Raw genomic sequence first — 16,467 nt, forward strand, 5'->3', positions numbered from 1 at the left:
CGATCCCATACTTCTCCTCGTGTTCAACGAAGCGAGAGGAGGTGATCCGATGTCGAGTGGTTTTCCTATGCCGGCCGGGTCCATGGGTTCGACGATGGGGAAGGGGCAGCCTTCTTCCCGCATCTGACGATCCGGTGCCCCCGGTAGGGGTCCGCATCGGACCTGCCGGCATGGCAACGATCACGGAGGCCGCCTTCCACGGGAGGGCGGCCTTTTTCGTGCGCGCGGGGACGCGTGGATCCACCGCCCCGCTCCGCTGGTCACGCAGACTTGACCCCGGCGGCATGGCGGCGCATATCGCCGGTGAGCCGACCGGCTCCCTCCCGACCCCGCCGATCCCGAGAAGGATCATGCCCAGCAACGATCTCAGTCGATCGACCGAGCCGCCCGCGCGGCCGCGCCCGAGCTGATCCGTCGGCTCGCCGGATGCGGGCCCGCGCGAGCGGCCGGTCGTCCCACAGGTGAGCCCATGAACGCGGCAATCCGTTACGTCGCCGGCCGTCTGCGCCGCAATTCCATCACCCGCGACACGCACGAGGTGTTCGCCGAGGGCATGAGCTTCGGCGAGCGTCTGGCGGACCGCGTCGCCGCGATCGGCGGCTCGTGGAGCTTCATCATCGGCTTCGCGGCGTTCCTGGTCGGCTGGGCGGTGCTCAACGTCTGGATCCTGGCGGCCCGGGCCTTCGACCCGTTCCCCTTCATCTTCCTGAACCTGATGCTGTCGATGCTAGCCGCGCTGCAGGCGCCGATCATCATGATGAGCCAGAACCGGCAGGCCGCCAAGGACCGGCTGGAGGCGCGGCTCGACTACGAGACCAACATCCGCGCCGAGGCGCAGATCCTGGCGCTGGCGGACGAACTCGCCGCCCTGCGCGAGGACATGCGCGCGCTGATCGCCACCGTCGGGCCCAAGACCGGAGCCGGGACCGGGACCGGAGCTGGGACCGGGGCCGGGCCGGCGGGCGCGGAGGCGGGCGGGCCTGGGGCGCTGCGTCAGGCGTAGAGGTCGGCCCGCGTCGGCGGGAGGCCCGAGGGCCCCTTGTCGCGCCGGGAGACGAGCGTCTGGTTGATCATCACCGTGCCGCGCTCGAAGGCCAGGGCGCAGCCGGCGAGATAGAGGAGCCAGAGGCGGGCGACGGGCGCGCCCGCCTCGGCGGCCGCCGCCTCGAACTGGGCCTCCAGCCGCTCGGCCCAGATCCGGCAGGTGCGCCCGTAGTGCTCGCGCCAGTTCTCCACGTCGTGCACCTCGAACCGGTGCGCCTCCAGCTTCTGGAGCGAATGGCCGATATAGTCTAGCTCGCCGCCGGGGAAGATGAAGCGGGTGATGGCGCGGTATTCGCGCGAGCCCCGGTGGAAGGTCTTGAGATCGCGCTTGGCGGGGCGGGCGATCGTGTGGTGCAGGTAGAGCCCGCGCGGGCGCAGCAGCTTGCGGACCGCGCCGAAATAGGCGTCGTGGTGGCGGAAGCCGACATGCTCGAACATGCCGATCGAGGCGATCTTGTCGAACGTGCCGGCGAGCTCCTGGTAGGGCTTCAGCTCGATCGTGATCCGGTCCTCCAGCCCCGCCTCGCGCACGCGCCGCGTGGCGAGGTCGAACTGCGCCTTGGACAGGGTGACGCCGTGGCCGACGACGCCATGGCGCGACACCGCGTGGATCAGAAGCGCGCCCCAGCCGCAGCCGATGTCGAGGAAGCGCTCGCCCGGCTGCAGCCGCAGCTTGCGGCAGATCATCTCGAGCTTGTCCTCCTGGGCGCGGTCGAGATCGTCGTGCCAGCCGTCGAAATAGGCGCAGGAATACACCATGCGCCGATCGAGGAAGAGCTCGTAGAAGCGGTTCGAGACGTCGTAATGATACTGGATCGCCTGCCGGGTCGAGCCGCTGGCGCCCGCGTCGGCGCCCGCCTCGGCGCCAGTGCCCGCCGCCGGGCCGAGCCGGCGCAGCCGCCAGAGCGCGGGCAGGAGGGCGACGAGGCCGCGCTTGCGCAGCCGCTTCCAGGCGCCCCGCGCCTTGGTGCGCGCTTCGCGCCGGGCGGCGAGGTCGAGGATCGAGCCGCCCGTGACGTCGATCGTCCCGTCCATCCAGAGCCCAAGGAGGGTCTCGACGCGCGGGCTGAAGGCGAGGCGGGCCACCGCGTCGGCGCGGCGCACGACGAGGGCCGGCCCCTCGGGGGCGCCGATGCGCTCGCCGGTCCACAGGAGCACGGGAAAGCCGGGATCCAGCGTGCGGACGAGATCGGCGACCGCGGCCGCGACGCGGCCCTCGTCGGCGGAAGGGGATGGGGACATGCTCACCGGCGCTCGCGTTTCACGTGAAACCGTTCTAGCCCGCCACCCGCGTCGCGACCACCCGAAGCCGTCTCTTTCAACCGGCCGGTGCCCATTTCATCAGGGCGATGCCCGCGAGGATCAGGAGCGCCGCCAGGATGCGCATCGGGTGGGCGCTCTCGCCGAACCACAGGAGGCCCACCACGAAGGCGCCCAGCGCGCCGATGCCGGTCCACACCGCATAGGCGGTGCCGAGCGGCAGCGAGCGCATGGCCGCGGCCAGGAGGCCGAAGCTAGCGAACATCAGCGCGAAGGTGAGAAGCGTGGGCAGGAGCCTGGTGAAGCCGGCGGACTGCTTCATGGCGGACGCCCAGCCGATCTCCAGGAGACCGGCGACGATGAGAAAGGCCCAAGGCATGGGGAAAGGTCCCGCGTTTCGATCCGGGTCGTCCCGAGGGAGGGCGCAAGGGGCGCGCGGGGCGCGGTCGTCCGACGCCCTCGCCGGTGAGATGGGTCCGGCCGCCCACCGGTCAAGGGGTTGGGAGGGGCGGGCGGGGCGGACCCCGTGCGCCGCCCTCAGCCGCGCCCGGCCGCCTCGTCGGACCGGCGCGCGCCCAGCGCCGCGCACCAGTCCCGGCGCCGTCCGCCGTCGTAGGCGTCGACATGCCCTTCGCGCAGGAGGCGGGCGCCGAGGTCGGGCTCGGCGGGGCTCGCGACATCGGCGAGCACGCGGCCGAAATACTTGTCGCCCGACACCCGCGTCAGACGGAGCGGCCCCGCTCCGACCAGCGCCGCAAGCCGATCGCGCGCGGCCTGCGCCGCCGCCGTCTCGGCCGCGCAGGCCCCCCGCAGCTCGGGCGCGTCGATCCCCCGGAGGCGGACCGCACGCGCACCGTCTGCATCGGCCAGATCAGCGCCTCGACCTCGATCGTATCGCCGTCGCGCACCTTGACGGGGTGGGCCAGGACCGGACCCTCGATCTCGCGCGGCCAGTCCCCGGCGCGCGCGGGCGCGGCGCACGAGGCGGCGAGAAAGAGGGCGAGGACGATTCGCATGGCGGAAGACTGGCGCGCATAGGTGAACAATCCCAGAGCACGCTTGCGCCGATGCGGTTCCGGTGCCGATGTCGCGCGACCGCGAGGATACCGGTCCTATGGATGTCAGAAGTCGGAGACGATGCCGTTCTTCTCCCAGTCGCCGAAGCGCGTCGGCTCGGCGCCGCCGCGCCCGTTCACCTCGGTCGGGCGCGCCGCGTCCGCCTCGGCCGCCCGTCGCGCCTCGGCCTCGGCGAGCGCGCGCCGGGCGGCGGGCGGCAGATCCCTAGCGGGGTGGGCGGCGGGCGCGGCGGCGTTGGGAACGGGCGTGTCGGGCATCACGGGAGAACCTCGGGCTCACGGCAAAGGGATCGGCGGGGCGCGGCGCGGCGGGCCGGCGACGTTGACCCGTGCCGGCCCGCTTCCCACCTTGCAGGGGACAGATCGGCGACCGGACGCGCTTTGGCAAGCCCGGCCCGCCGCAGCCACCGAGGAGCCGGGCCGCCGATGAACACCGTGAAGACCGCCATGCTGATCGCCGGGATGACGGCCCTCTTCATGGGCGTCGGGTTCCTGATCGGGGGCGGGCGCGGCATGGCCGTCGCCTTCGCCGTCGCCGCGGCCATGAACCTCTTCTCCTACTGGAACGCCGACAAGATGGTGCTGCGCATGCACCACGCGCGCGAGGTCGATGCGCGCACCGCGCCCGAATACCACCGGATCGTGGCCGAGCTCGCCGCGCGCGCCGGCCTGCCGATGCCGCGCGTCTACGTGATCGAGAACGACCAGCCCAACGCCTTCGCCACCGGGCGCAACCCGCAGAACGCCGCCGTGGCGGCCACCACGGGCCTGCTCCAGCGGCTGACGCCCGAGGAGGTCGCGGGCGTCATGGCGCACGAGCTCGCCCATGTGCAGAACCGCGACACGCTGACCATGACCGTCACCGCGACGCTCGCCGGCGCGATCTCGATGCTCGGCAACTTCGCCTTCTTCATGGGCGGCAGCCGGCAGAACAACAATCCGCTCGGCATGATCGGCGTGCTCCTGGCGATGATCGTCGCCCCGCTCGCCGCGATGATCGTGCAGATGGCCATCTCGCGCACCCGCGAATACTCGGCCGACCGGCGCGGCGCGGAGATCTGCGGCAACCCCCTGTGGCTCGCCTCCGCGCTGGGCAAGATCGCCGGCGCGGCCGGACGCACGGTGAATTACGACGCCGAGCGCAACCCGGCCACCGCGCACATGTTCATCGTCAACCCGCTGAACGGGCAGCGGATGGACGGCCTGTTCTCCACCCACCCCGACACACAGAACCGCATCGACGCCCTGAGCGCCATGGCGGCCGAGATGGGGGCGACGGCGCCCGCGCGGGTCGACGCGCCGCCCGCGCGTTCCGGGCCGTGGAGCGGCGCGAGGCGGTCGCCGGGTTCGCGGAAAGGTCCCTGGGGCTGAGGAGCCGCGCTCGCGCCGCCGGCGGGCCCTTCGGCTAGCCCTCGAGCAGCGCGGGCGTCCGGCGGGCGCCCATCGCCCGGGCGGCGCCCAGCGCGTCGACGCCCTCGGGCGTCCGGCGGTGGCGGTCGGCGCCGTGGGCGAGCAGCAGTTCCACCATCTCCACGCGGTCGAACATGGCCGCCATCATCAGCGGCGTGCGCCCGTCCGGCCCGGCGGCGTCGACCCCCGCCCCGCCGCGTAGCAGCGCGTGCGCGGCCGCCGTCTCGCCCTTGAACGCGGTGCCCGCGAGCGGCGTCTGGCCGCGGTCGTTGGGCCGGTCCGGGTCCGCGCCGTGGCGCAGCAAGAGCGCCACCGTCTCGGCATGGCCATGGTAGCTCGCCAGCATCACCAGCGTGTCGCCGCGCTCGTTGGCGAGGCCGGGCGGAAGTCCCTGTGCGAGCAGCGGCTCCAGCGCCGCGGCGTCGCCCTCGCGCGCGGCCGCGAACACGCGGGCGGCGAAGGCCAGGGTCTCGGGGTCCGGGGTCTCGGGGGCCGGGGGCGCGTCGCTCATGAGGTGAGGCTCCGTCGGGAAACAGGCCCGTCCTGTGCCCCGCCCCGCCGGCGAAGGCAACCGGCGGATCGCGCGCGGCGCGCGGGCTTGCCCCGGCGGCGGCGGCGGCCCATAGCATCGCCGATGAGCAAGAACGCCAAGCCGCAACGCCCCGCCCGGCCCGCCGCCCCCGCCAATCCCGATCGCCCGGGGCTCGCGAGCCGGCGCGTCGCCACCCGCCTCCTGTCGGCGGTGGTGGACACGCGCACCTCGCTCGACGGCCTCACCGACCGCAAGCACGGTCATCCCGAGTTCCGGGCGCTGGAGGCGCGCGACCAGGCGCTGGTCAAGGCGATCCTCACCGTCGCGCTCCGGCGCCGGGGCACGATCGGGGCCGTGATCGCTGCCTGCATCGAGAAGCCTCTGCCGGCGGGCGCGGCCGCGCTGCGCCACATCCTCCATGTCGGCGCGGCGCAGATCCTGTTCCTGGACGTGCCGGACGCGGCCGCGGTGGACCTCGCCGTCAGCCAGGCCGACGCCGACCCGCGTTCGGCGCGCTTCGCCCGGCTCGTCAACGCCGTGCTGCGGCGCATCGCCCGCGAGCGCGAGGCGCTGCTGCCGGCGGGCGACGACCCCCGACTCGACACGCCGGCCTGGCTCCTGGAGCGCTGGACCGCCGCCTACGGCGAACGCGAGGCGCTGGCGATCGCCGCGATCCACCGCGTGCCGGCGCCGCTCGACTTCACCGCGCGCCGCGATCCGGCCGACGTGGCGCGGATGCTGGGCGCCGAGGTTCTGCCCACCGGCACGGTGCGCCTCACCGGCGGCGAGGGCGCGGTGGGCGAGCTGCCGGGCTTCGCGGCGGGCGACTGGTGGGTGCAGGACGCCGCGGCCGCGCTTCCCGTGCGCCTGTTCGGTGATCTCGCCGGCCGCCGCGCCGCCGACCTTTGCGCCGCGCCCGGCGGCAAGACCGCCCAGATGGCGGCCGCCGGCGCCCGCGTCACCGCGCTGGAGATCTCGGCCTCGCGCCTGCGCCGTCTCGGCGAGAACCTCGCGCGCCTCGGGCTGGAGGCGCAGACGCATCTCGGCGACCTCGGCGACTTCCGGCCCGACGCGCCGTTCGACGCCGTGCTCCTGGACGCGCCCTGTTCCTCCACCGGCACGATCCGACGCCATCCGGACGTCGCCTGGACCAAGACCACCGAGGAGGTGGAGAAGCTGGCGGGCGTCCAGGCGCGGATGCTGCGCCAGGGGGCGGCGCTGGTGGCTCCAGGCGGGTGCCTCGTGTTCTCCAACTGCTCGCTAGACCCGGGGGAGGGCGAGGCGGTGGCCCGCGCCTTCCTGGCCGAGACGCCCGACTTCGCCGTCGAGCCCGTGCGCCCCGACGAGGTGCCGGGGCTGGGCGAGGCGATCACCGGGGAAGGCTTCCTGCGCACCACGCCGGCCATGCTCGGGCGCGCCAGCCCCGAGGCGTCCGGGCTCGACGGGTTCTTCGCCGCAAGGTTGCGCCGCGCGCGCTAGAAGGCCGGCTCGCGGGGGGCGCCCGCCCCGGCCCCGCCTCCAGGCCCGCGCCAGCCCGCCGCCTCCTGGTTGCGCGCCCTTAAGCTCTCGTTAACCCTGTTGGCCGAAATTGGCCGTGGACCTTCCAGCGCCTTCCGGGCGCGGAGCACCCAGGGGGCGTCTTGAGCGGGGGAATGCGCATGACGACGGGCTTCGTCGACGAGCCTCGCCTGGCCGGCCTGATGGCGCGCGAGATCGCACGCCGCGCCCTTGCCCGGCTGCGCTCCGTGCTGCGCCATCCGCTGCCTGCGGCCGGCGGCGGCCTGCCCGTGGCGGTGCTGGCGGACCTGCGGCGGGGCGACCCGTCGATCGCGCGCGGTTTCTATGTCGGCCATGTCTGGCTCGCCGGGCAGCTCGTGGAGCTCAACGGCCGCTCGCCCTTCGCGCTGCGCGAGGAATCGCGGCCCTGGCGGGCCGAGCTGCACGGCTTCGGCTGGCTGCGCCATTTCGCCCGCGCCGGCGACGCGCTCTCCTGCGAGCACGCGCGCTCGCTGGTAGGCGACTGGCTTCGCCTCGGGCGTCGCCAGCGCGGCGCGCTGGCCTACGAGCACGAGGTCGCGGCGAGCCGTGTGCTCGCCTGGATCTCGCACGCGCCGACCATCCTCGCGGGCGCCGATGCCGCCTTCGCCGAACGCTTCGCCCGCGGGCTCGGCGCCGAGGTGCGCCAGCTCCGTCGCACCGCCGGCTCGGCGCCGGCGGGCATGGCGCGGCTGCGGGCGCGCATCGCCCTGGTCGCGGCCGCGCTGGTGCAGCCGAACCCGGCCCATGCCGTGCGCCAGGCGGCGCGGCTCCTGGCCGAGGAGCTCGACGTCCAGGTCCATGCCGACGGCGGCCATGTCTCGCGCAATCCCGCCGCCGTGTCGCAGATCCTCGCCGAGCTCGTGCCGCTGCGCGCCCTGTTCGCCGAGCGCGGCCTGCCCGCGCCGCGCGGCGTGTTCGGCGCGGTGGACCGCATGCTGCCGGCGCTGCGCTTCTTCCGCCACGGCGACGGGGCCCTGGCGCTGTTCAACGGCGCGGGCGCGCCCGACCACCATCTCTCGGCGGCCCTGCTCCAGCACGACGAGACGCTGGGCGAGCCGATCAGCCAGATGCGCCAGTCGGGCTATCACCGCCTCGCCGCCGGGCTCACGGTGGTGGTCGCCGACACCGGCGCCCCGCCGGCCCCGGACGTGTCGCACGACGCCCATGCCGGCACGCTGGCGCTGGAGTTCTCGTCCGCCGGCCGCCGCTTCGTGGTGAACTGCGGCGCGCCCGTGCGCATCGAGGGCGGCTGGCGCCGCCTGTCGCGCACCACGGCCGCCCATTCGACCCTGACGCTCAACGACCAGTCCTCCTCGCGCTTCTCGCGCTCGGAGGCGGTGGATCGGTTCCTGGGCGGCCCGCTCCTTCCGGGCCCGACCCGCGTGCCGGTGAATCGCGAGGACACGCGCGAGGGACAGGTGCTCACCGCCGCCCACGACGGCTATCGCCAGCCCTTCGGCTTCGTGCACGAGCGCCAGCTCTTCCTGTCGCGCGACGGGCGGCGGATCGAGGGCATCGACCGTCTGTTCCAGGCCGCCGGCCGGCCCCACCGCATGGCCTGCGACGAGCCGATGGGCACGCTGCGCTTCCACCTCCATCCCGACGTGGCGGTGGACGCGGCGGGCGAGGGGCTTCGGCTCGCCCATGGCGAGGAGGTCTGGTGGTTCTTCGCCGACGGCGAGCCGCAACTGGAGGAATCGATCTTCTTCGCCGACGCCGCCGGCCCGCGCCGCACGCGGCAGATCGTGCTGCCGCTCGACTGCCTCGACCGCACCGACCTTCACTGGCGCTTCGAGCGCCAGGGCTGACCGACGCGCGGGGCGAGGGGGGGGGGGCGGACGCCGGCGCCCGGCGCCCTATCTTCGCCCGCATGCGCCCCGACATCCCGCCTCGGCACCGCCTCTGCATCGGCCTCGCCCTCGTGCTCGCCCTATCCGGCTGCGCCGGCATGAACCGGGCCGTCGCAGTGCTGCCCAACACGCTGGACAGCCTCGGCGGGCGCCCGGCGCCCCAGGGCGCCGCGACGTCCGCGCCCGCGCCCGCCGCCGCCGGCCCGACGCAGCCGGGCGACGCGGCGCTGGCCGCCCGGCCCTGACCGCCCGCGCCGCGACCCGTCCCCGACCTCGCGACCTCGTGCGGCCCGCCGGACCTCGCCGCGTCCCACGCCCGCTCGCCAAGCGCCGCCGATCGGCGTAGGCTCGGGCGATCGCATGCACGGGAGTTCGGCTCCTGGCCGCCCGCTCCCGCCGGTCCGCCCGGCGTCCGGTCGCCTCGACCGGCCCCTTTCCCGACCGGTTCGTCCTCGGCCAGAGGAGAACGGATCATGAAGGCCCTGCCTCTCGACGCCGCCCGCATCGCGGGCCAACGCCTGCCCGCCATCCGCCGCATCACCACGGCCGACCTCACCGCGAGCCTGCAACGGGGCCTTGCCGACTTCCGGCGCCGGCCGACCCATCTCGTGTTCCTGGCCGCGATCTACCCGCTGGCGGGGATCGCCATCGCGCTCGCCGCCACCAACGCCAACGCCTTCCCGATCCTGTTTCCGCTGGTCGCGGGTTTCGCGCTGGTGGGCCCGGTGGCCGCCCTCGGCTTTTACGAGATCAGCCGGCGCGAGGAGCGGGGCGAGCACCCCTCCTGGCGCGAGGCCTTCGCGGTTCCCGCGGGGCCCGCGCGCGGGGCGATCGGGCGCGTCGCGCTGGCGCTCCTGGCGCTGTTCGCGCTCTGGCTCCTGAGCGCGCAGGCGCTGTTCTCGCTCCTGGCGCCGCCGATCGCGGCGCCGAGCTACGCGGCCTTCCTGGAGGCCCTGCTCGCCACGCCCGCCGGCTGGGCGCTGCTCGTGCTCGGCCATGCCGTGGGCTTCCTGTTCGCGGCGGTCGCCTTCTCGATCGGCGCCCTGTCGCTGCCGCTGATCCTCGACCGGGGCTACGGCGCGGGCGAGGCCATGGCGGCGTCGGTCGCGGCGGTGCGCGCGAACCCGCTGCCCATGGCGGTCTGGGCGGCGATGGTGGCCGGGCTGGTGATGCTGGGGTCGCTGCCGCTCCTAGTCGGGCTGGCGGTGGTGCTGCCCGTGCTTGGCCACGCGACCTGGCACCTGTACCGCCGCGTGATGGGCTGATCGCCGGGCGGCGGCGCCCGGATGGTTGTGCGGCGGGCCGGCCCGTCCTATGGGGGCGGCATCGAGGCGCGTCCGGCCGGGCGCCGGCGCCCGCCCGCCGCCCGAGAAGGATGCCCGCCATGGCCGTCGCCGCCAACCGCACCCCCGCCCCCGACCGCCATCCGGTGCGCCGCGCCCTCCTGTCCGTGTTCGACAAGGCGGGCCTGGCGGAACTGGCGAGCGGGCTCGTCGCGCTCGGCGTGGAACTGGTGTCCACCGGCGGCTCGCGCGCCGCGCTGGAGGCGGCCGGCCTGCCGGTGCGCGACGTCTCGGAGCTGACCGGCTTTCCCGAGATCATGGACGGGCGGGTGAAGACCCTTCATCCGGGCGTCCACGGCGGTCTCCTCGGCATCCGCGCCGACCCGGCGCACGCGGCGGCCATGGAGGCGCACGCCATCGCCGGCATCGACCTCCTGGTGGTGAACCTCTACCCGTTCGCCGACACGGTGGCGTCCGGCGCCGACCGTGCCTCGGTGATCGAGAACATCGACATCGGCGGTCCCGCCATGGTGCGGGCCGGCGCCAAGAACCACGCCTACGTCTCGGTGCTGACCGACCCTGCCGACTACGCCGGCTTCCTGGAGGAGCTGCGCGCCAACGGCGGCACGGTGGACCTCGACCGGCGCCGCCGGCTCGCCGGCAAGGCCTTCGGCATGACCGCCGCCTACGACGCGGCCGTGTCGGCCTGGTTCGCGGGCGACACGGGGGAGGCGGCCCCGGCCCGGCGCGCCTTCGCCGGCACGCTCGCCTCGTCCTTGCGCTACGGCGAGAACCCGCACCAGTCGGCCGCCTTCTATCTCGACGGCTCGGGCCGGCCGGGCGTCGCCACGGCCCGCCAGGTGCAGGGCAAGGCGCTGTCCTACAACAACATCAACGACACGGACGCCGCCTTCGAGCTGGTCGCCGAGTTCGACGCGGCGCGCACCGCGGCGGTCGCCATCATTAAGCACGCCAATCCCTGCGGCGTAGCCGAGGGCGCCTCGCTCGCCGAGGCCTACGGCCGCGCGCTCGCCTGCGACCCGGTCTCGGCCTTCGGCGGCATCGTGGCGCTGAACCGCCGGCTGGACGCGGCCGCCGCCGCCGAGATCGTCAAGGTGTTCACCGAGGTGATCATCGCGCCCGAGGCGGACGAGGAGGCCGTCGCGCTGGTGGCCGCCAAGAAGAACCTGCGCCTCCTTCTGACCGGCGGCCTGCCGGACCCGCGCGCCGAGGGGCTTCTGGTGAAGTCGGTGGCCGGCGGCCTCCTGGTGCAGTCGCGCGACGCGGGCGCGGTGGACGCGCTGGACCTCCAGGTGGTGACGAAGCGCGCGCCGAGCGAGGCCGAGATGGCGGACCTGCGGTTCGCCTTCCGCGTCGCCAAGCACGTGAAGTCCAACGCCATCGTCTACGCCAGGGACCTGGCGACCGTCGGCATCGGCGCCGGGCAGATGAGCCGGGTCGATTCGGCGCGCATCGCCGCGCGCAAGGCCGAGGACGCCGCCGAGGCGGCCGGCGGCCCGGTCCTCACCAAGGGCTCGGTGGTCGCCTCCGACGCCTTCTTCCCCTTCGCCGACGGTCTCCTGTCGGCGGTGGCGGCGGGCGCGCGGGCGGTGATCCAGCCCGGCGGCTCGATGCGCGACGCCGAGGTGATCCAGGCCGCCGACGACAACGACATCGCCATGGTCTTCACCGGGATGCGCCACTTCCGCCATTGAGGACGGGCCGGCTTCCGGGCGGGGCAGGGGACACTCAGCCGCCGGGGCCGGCCCGTGCGGCCCGCCCATTCGCCGGATAGCCGAACTTGCGGATCTTCGCGTAGAGCGTCGGTCTTGCGATGCCGAGCGCCTCGGCGGTCCTGGTCAGGTTGAAGCCGAACGCTTCCAGGGCGGCCCCCACGGCGCGCCGCTCCGCGTCCTCTAGGGTCTCGACCGCCGCGCCGGAGAGCGGCGCACCGGCGGCCGCCCCGCCTTCCGCCTCGCTGGCGGGAAGCCAGTCGGCCGGCAGCTCGTCCACCTCGTCCGCGTCGGTCATGTTGACCAGGCGCTCGATCACGTTCTGCAACTGGCGGACGTTGCCGGGCCAGCCGTAGCTCGCGAGCTGCCGCATCGCCTTCGCGGACAGGTGCAGCGCGGGCCGATGCAGGAGGGCGCAGCTCCGGCGGATCGCGTCCAGCGCCAGGGCGGGGATGTCGTCGCGGCGTCGGCGCAGCGGCGGCAGGTCGATGCGCATCACGTTCAGGCGATAGTAGAGATCCTCCCGGAACGCCCGGTTCTCCACCATCTCGCCCAGGTCGCGGTTGGCGGCGGCCACCACGCGCACGTCGACGCCGACGCTGGCGGCCGCGCCGATGCGCGTGACCTGCCGCTCCTGGAGGACGCGCAGGAGCTTGGCCTGCACGTCGAGCGGCATCTCGGAGATCTCGTCCAGGAAGATCGTGCCGCCGGCGGCCAGTTCGAACCGCCCCAGGCGCCCGGCCCTGTCGGCGCCCGTGAAGCTGCCGGGCGTGTAGCCGAACATCTCGCTTTCGATCAGGTCGCGCGGCAGCGCCGCGCAGTTGACGGCGACGAAGGGGCCGTTCGCTCGCCGGCTGGCATTGTGGATCGACTGCGCGAACACCTCCTTGCCGGTTCCGCTCTCCCCGTAAAGGAGGACGCCGGCGTCCGAGCGCGCGGCACGCTCGGCGACGGCCACGGCCTCCCGCATCAGGGGGGACTGGCCGACGACGTCGGAGAACCGGTACCGGGCCCGGTCCCCCGCAAGCCGGTTGGACAGACGCTTCGCGCGCGTCATCTCGTGGAACGTGTTGACGATCGAGACCACCGTCCCGTCCTCGCCGAGGATCGGCACCGCCGTGTCGAGGATGTGGATGTCGACCGTCCCGGTGCGGACCCGCAGCTCGCGGTCAGTGTATCCCTGCCCGGACGCGAAGATCGGCATGATGTGCGGCTCGAAGTCGACGAGGTCCCGGAACGGCCGGCCGACGGCGGCGGCGGGGTCGAGGTTCAGCATCCGGGCGCCCGGCGCGTTGACGTGGCGCAGCACCCCGTCGCGGCGGAGCACCAGCAGGCCGTCGGAGATGTGGTCGATGATCGCGCGCTGCTCGCCGACGAGCTGCTGCAGGCTCCGGGCCTGCTCCAGGAGGTCGAGCGTGCGCGCCAGGAAGCTCGCGCCCATCCGGCACAGGCTGGCGAGCGTGTGCCCCGGCATCGCGCGGGACGAGCAGACGGCGAAGACCGGAGGCGCCTCGCCAGCCGTGGTTCGCACCTTCGCATAGGCGAGCGCGATGCCGGCCCGGACGTCCGCCTCCTCGCCGCCGCCCTCCTTGCCGAGCGGGCGCGGCAGGTGTCGCGGGAAGCCGTCGAGCCCGACATGCAGCACGAGCCGGCCGTCGCCCCCGAACACGCCGACGCCCAGCGCGCTGCCGGGCAGCAGCGCCGAGAAGAGCTCGCACAGCTCCTCCAGATGCAGTTTCAGGTCCTCGGCCTGCCGCGGTTGCGTCATCGTTCCTCGCGCTTGCGGGACGGCCCACCGGGTCTCGGACGAGCCGGGGCACGCGTCGTGCGCAAGTGCCCCGCGATCCCCGTCCACCGCAAGCCCCCGCGGACGGGCGCCGCCCGTTGCGGGCGCGGCGGCGGGGAGGCCCGCCGCCGCGCCCGGCGCCTCATCGCTTGCGGCGCGCCTCGAAGCCCTTCACGCGCTCGATCGTGTCCGGGTGGGAGAAGGCTTCGACCGTCACGGTCTCCTCGTGGTCCACCGCCCGCCAGAGCGCGTCGCCGAGCGCGCCGTTCAGCGTCGACTTCAGCTTGGCGGTGGCGAAGCGCGATTTGGCCGCGATGCGCGCCGCCAGGTCCAGCGCGCAGGCGAGCATCTCGTCGCGCGGCACCACGCGGTTGACGATGCCGAGCGCCTCCAGGCGCGCGGCGCTCTGCCGCTCGCCGAGCAGGAGCAGTTCCATCGCCCGCTGGTAGCCGACGGTGAGCGGCAGGAGGTGGGTGACGCCGCCGGTGACGAAATGACCCCAGTCCATCTCGGGAAAGAAGGCGACGAGATCGTCCGAGGCGACCACGAGGTCGCAGTTCAGCAGCCATTCGAAGCCGCCGCCCACCGCGTAGCCGTGGATCGCGCCCACCACCGGCTTGTCGCGCCCCATCAGGAGGCGGGTGACCGACTGGATCGCCGCGACGTGGTCGCGGACGGCCTCGTCGCTCTCGGTCTGGAGGTCGAACTCCTTGAGGTCGTCGCCGGAGCAGAAGGCCCGGCCGTTGCCGGTGAGCACGATCGCGCCGGTGCCGGCGTCGTCGAAGGCGGCTTCCAGGGCGGCGACGAAGTCGCGCATCAGGTCGCCGCTGATGGCGTTCAGCCGGTCCGGCCGGTCGAGAGTGACGAGGCCGACCGCCTCCCGGCGTTCGTAGAGGGCGAAGCTCACGATGGTGTCCTTTCGATCAGGGCGGTCTTGCCGTCGGTGCGCGGCAGGCTGTCGGGCGGCAGCAGCGTGACCTCGGCCGAGGCCCCCGCATGCTGGCGGATCGCGGCCTCGAGCGCGCGGGCGGCCCCCGCGTAGTCCGCGGCATCGAGGCCGTGCGCGGCCTCGGCCCGCACCACGATGCGATCCCACGGCCCGGCGCCCGCCAGCACGATGCGGAACTGGCCGGAGGCGAGGTCGGGCCGGCTCATCACGCCGGTCTGCACGGCGGTGGGGAAGACGTTGATCCCGCGCACGTTGAACATGTCGTCGGTGCGCCCCGTCACGCGGAAGCGCCAGGTCGTCCGTCCGCAGTCGCAGGGTCCGGTTCCGGTGACGGTGACCACGTCGCGCGTCCGGTAGCGCAGGAGCGGCTGGCACTCCTTCTCCACATGGGTGCAGACGAGCTCGCCGACGGCGCCCTCGCGGATCGACACGGCGCTGCCCGCGGCGTCGATCAGCTCCACGAACACGGCGTCGGCGCCGTGGAAATGCAGGTCGTTGGAGTGCTCGCACTGGCTGGCGAAGTTGCTCATCACCTCCGACATGCCGTAGTTGGCGTTGCGCACGCCGAAGCCCCACACGTCCTCCATCGACTGCCGGAACTCGATGTTGTCGAGGCCGGCCTCGCCGCCGAACAGGCCGAGCCGGAGCTTGAGCTCGCGCGGATCGCGCCCTTCGCCCCGAAGGAGCTTTTCCAGGAGCGCCGGGTAGGAGGGCGTGCACGAGATCGCCGTGACGCCGAGATCCGCGATCGTGTCCAGGAGCAGCCGGGTGTTGCCGACGCCGAACGGGACGACGCAGGCGCCCGTCTCCTCGAGGGTCATGTGGTCGGTGACGCCGCCGGTCCACATGCAGTAGTTCAGGCAGTGCACGACCCGATCACCGGGTCGCAGCCCCGCGCAGAACTGCGACCGCCCGCCGATCCGCGCGATCGTGTCGACGTCCCGCCGACTGTTGGCGACCTGCAGGGCGCGCCCCGTGGTGCCCGAGGTGCGATGGACGCGCACCACCCGATCCGCCCCGCAGGCGATGTGGTCGCCGAACGGCGAGAGCCGTTCCTGGCTGAGCCGCAACTCGTCCTTCCCGGTGAACGGAAGCTCCGCGATGCCGTCGAGCGTGACCGCCTTGCCGGACACGCCGCGCAAGGCGTCGCGGTAGAAGTCGGAGGCGGCGAGGACATAGGCCCACTGGCGCGCCCACTTGTCGTCCTGGACGCGTCGCGTCGCCTCGGGCGTCAGCGTCTCGAACTCGGGATGAAGCATGGCGTCCGGCATCCGGTGGACCTCGTGTGGCGTCGTTCAAGTCCGGCAGGCCCGATGGCGCCGCTTGGGGGATCATGCGGCAAGGACCGTGCCAGTTCTCCCGACATCGGAACGCAAGCACCCGGCGCCGCAGAGGCCCCACAACGTATCGTATCGTTACGTCAAGAAATCTGACAAACGTATAGTTTCGTTACGAATGCTCAGCGTGGCGCGCTGGATCGCTTGGCGGGAGTTTGCCGCCTCTCCGACGCATCGGACACCTCCCATGTCGCACCGAGAGAGCGCCTGCGGGGAGGGAAAGCCGAAGGATCGGATTCGGCCGGGGAGCGATCGAAGGCGGCGAGCGTTTCCCCCCGAACAGGAGACGTTCCGATGATCCGTCCCACGCTTCGCGCCCTTTGCGCCGTCCTTCTCGTCGGCATGGCGCCGGCTGTCGCCCAGACCGTCCCGTCGCCCGCCGCTCCGAGCGACGGCGGGGCGCCCAACCAGGCCATCGCGCCGTCCACCGATCCGTGCGCGGCCCGCCCGGCGGACGGGTCCGGCACCTCGCTGAGCGGGCAGCTCGCCGACTGCAACGGCGTGCTCACGCCGCCGGACACCGGGCCGACCGGGATCGAGGTTCCCGTGCCGGCGCCCGACCCCGGCACCACGCCGGTGATCCCGCCCGGCGCGGTGCCGGACCAGCCGGGAGCGGCGGCCCCCGCGAACCCGACCTGATCGCCACGCGCGGCGACCGCGTGCCGGGC

At 73.9% G+C, this 16,467-nt stretch carries 17 protein-coding genes; 8 read left to right on the forward strand and 9 right to left on the reverse strand.

The genetic code is table 11. The features are described 5' to 3' along the window. The first annotated feature begins 469 nt into the window (after positions 1-469). Positions 470-1,003: a DUF1003 domain-containing protein gene (locus tag D3218_RS05440; protein WP_119538868.1), complete on the forward strand. Its 534-nt coding sequence runs from the start codon at positions 470-472 to the stop codon at positions 1,001-1,003. Here the strand turns inward: D3218_RS05440 and D3218_RS05445 are convergent. The 5 genes from D3218_RS05445 to D3218_RS05460 all read right to left on the reverse strand — a co-directional run bounded on the left by D3218_RS05445 (position 994) and on the right by D3218_RS05460 (position 3,638). After that, on the reverse strand, positions 994-2,286 hold the full coding sequence (locus D3218_RS05445) for an SAM-dependent methyltransferase (RefSeq protein ID WP_119538869.1): 1,293 nt from the start codon (positions 2,284-2,286) through the stop codon (positions 994-996). The two genes, D3218_RS05440 and D3218_RS05445, sit on opposite strands and share 10 nt — an antisense overlap. A 76-nt stretch (positions 2,287-2,362) precedes the next feature. Then, positions 2,363-2,683 carry a DMT family transporter gene (locus tag D3218_RS05450; RefSeq protein ID WP_119538870.1) on the reverse strand — a complete coding sequence of 107 codons (321 nt, stop codon included), beginning with the start codon at positions 2,681-2,683 and terminating at the stop codon, positions 2,363-2,365. 158 nt (positions 2,684-2,841) lie between these two features. Next, a complete protein-coding gene (locus D3218_RS20310) occupies positions 2,842-3,132 on the reverse strand; it encodes a hypothetical protein (protein ID WP_342635111.1) in 291 nt (96 codons plus the stop codon). Continuing rightward, on the reverse strand, positions 3,027-3,320 hold the full coding sequence (locus D3218_RS20045; protein ID WP_245414926.1) for a hypothetical protein: 294 nt from the start codon (positions 3,318-3,320) through the stop codon (positions 3,027-3,029). The genes D3218_RS20310 and D3218_RS20045 overlap by 106 nt, the downstream gene beginning before the upstream one ends. A gap of 105 nt (positions 3,321-3,425) precedes the next feature. Continuing rightward, positions 3,426-3,638: a DUF1674 domain-containing protein gene (locus D3218_RS05460; RefSeq protein WP_119538871.1), complete on the reverse strand. Its 213-nt coding sequence runs from the start codon at positions 3,636-3,638 to the stop codon at positions 3,426-3,428. Between the two features lie 168 nt (positions 3,639-3,806). On the opposite strand from D3218_RS05460, the gene htpX reads away from it, so the two are divergent. Beyond that, positions 3,807-4,751: a zinc metalloprotease HtpX gene (gene htpX, locus D3218_RS05465; RefSeq protein ID WP_119538872.1), complete on the forward strand. Its 945-nt coding sequence runs from the start codon at positions 3,807-3,809 to the stop codon at positions 4,749-4,751. A 34-nt stretch (positions 4,752-4,785) separates the two neighbouring features. Here the strand turns inward: htpX and D3218_RS05470 are convergent, their stop codons facing one another. Continuing rightward, a complete protein-coding gene (locus D3218_RS05470) occupies positions 4,786-5,301 on the reverse strand; it encodes an ankyrin repeat domain-containing protein (RefSeq protein WP_119538873.1) in 516 nt (171 codons plus the stop codon). A 123-nt stretch (positions 5,302-5,424) separates the two neighbouring features. Between D3218_RS05470 and D3218_RS05475 the strand changes: the two genes are divergently transcribed. From D3218_RS05475 to purH, 5 genes are all read left to right on the forward strand, one after another. After that, complete coding sequence (locus D3218_RS05475; protein WP_119538874.1) at positions 5,425-6,801, forward strand: RsmB/NOP family class I SAM-dependent RNA methyltransferase; 1,377 nt, start codon at positions 5,425-5,427, stop codon at positions 6,799-6,801. Positions 6,802-6,980: 179 nt separating this feature from the next. Then, positions 6,981-8,669, forward strand: coding sequence for a heparinase II/III family protein (locus D3218_RS05480; RefSeq protein ID WP_136625057.1), 1,689 nt, complete (start codon positions 6,981-6,983; stop codon positions 8,667-8,669). Positions 8,670-8,731: 62 nt separating this feature from the next. Beyond that, the gene (locus tag D3218_RS05485) at positions 8,732-8,956 is read left to right on the forward strand and encodes a hypothetical protein (protein WP_119538876.1); all 225 of its coding nucleotides are present in this window, start codon (positions 8,732-8,734) and stop codon (positions 8,954-8,956) included. A 228-nt stretch (positions 8,957-9,184) separates the two neighbouring features. Next, positions 9,185-9,976, forward strand: a complete 792-nt coding sequence (locus D3218_RS05490; protein ID WP_119538877.1) for a DUF2189 domain-containing protein — start codon at positions 9,185-9,187, stop codon at positions 9,974-9,976. Positions 9,977-10,095: 119 nt separating this feature from the next. Further along, the gene (purH, locus tag D3218_RS05495; RefSeq protein ID WP_119538878.1) at positions 10,096-11,709 is read left to right on the forward strand and encodes a bifunctional phosphoribosylaminoimidazolecarboxamide formyltransferase/IMP cyclohydrolase; all 1,614 of its coding nucleotides are present in this window, start codon (positions 10,096-10,098) and stop codon (positions 11,707-11,709) included. Positions 11,710-11,743: 34 nt separating this feature from the next. Here the strand turns inward: purH and D3218_RS05500 are convergent, their stop codons facing one another. From D3218_RS05500 to D3218_RS05510, 3 genes are all read right to left on the reverse strand, one after another. After that, positions 11,744-13,495, reverse strand: a complete 1,752-nt coding sequence (locus D3218_RS05500; protein WP_210209637.1) for a sigma-54 interaction domain-containing protein — start codon at positions 13,493-13,495, stop codon at positions 11,744-11,746. Positions 13,496-13,655: 160 nt separating this feature from the next. Further along, a complete protein-coding gene (locus tag D3218_RS05505; RefSeq protein WP_119538879.1) occupies positions 13,656-14,420 on the reverse strand; it encodes an enoyl-CoA hydratase/isomerase family protein in 765 nt (254 codons plus the stop codon). Continuing rightward, positions 14,417-15,733 carry a phenylacetate--CoA ligase family protein gene (locus D3218_RS05510; protein WP_119538880.1) on the reverse strand — a complete coding sequence of 439 codons (1,317 nt, stop codon included), beginning with the start codon at positions 15,731-15,733 and terminating at the stop codon, positions 14,417-14,419. Before D3218_RS05510 ends, D3218_RS05505 begins: the two co-directional genes overlap by 4 nt. Positions 15,734-16,093: 360 nt before the next feature. On the opposite strand from D3218_RS05510, the gene D3218_RS05515 reads away from it, so the two are divergent. After that, on the forward strand, positions 16,094-16,438 hold the full coding sequence (locus D3218_RS05515; RefSeq protein WP_342635108.1) for a hypothetical protein: 345 nt from the start codon (positions 16,094-16,096) through the stop codon (positions 16,436-16,438). Positions 16,439-16,467: the final 29 nt, after the last annotated feature.

The sequence above is a fragment of the Aureimonas flava genome, from assembly GCF_003583935.1.
GTDB lineage: Bacteria > Pseudomonadota > Alphaproteobacteria > Rhizobiales > Rhizobiaceae > Aureimonas > Aureimonas flava.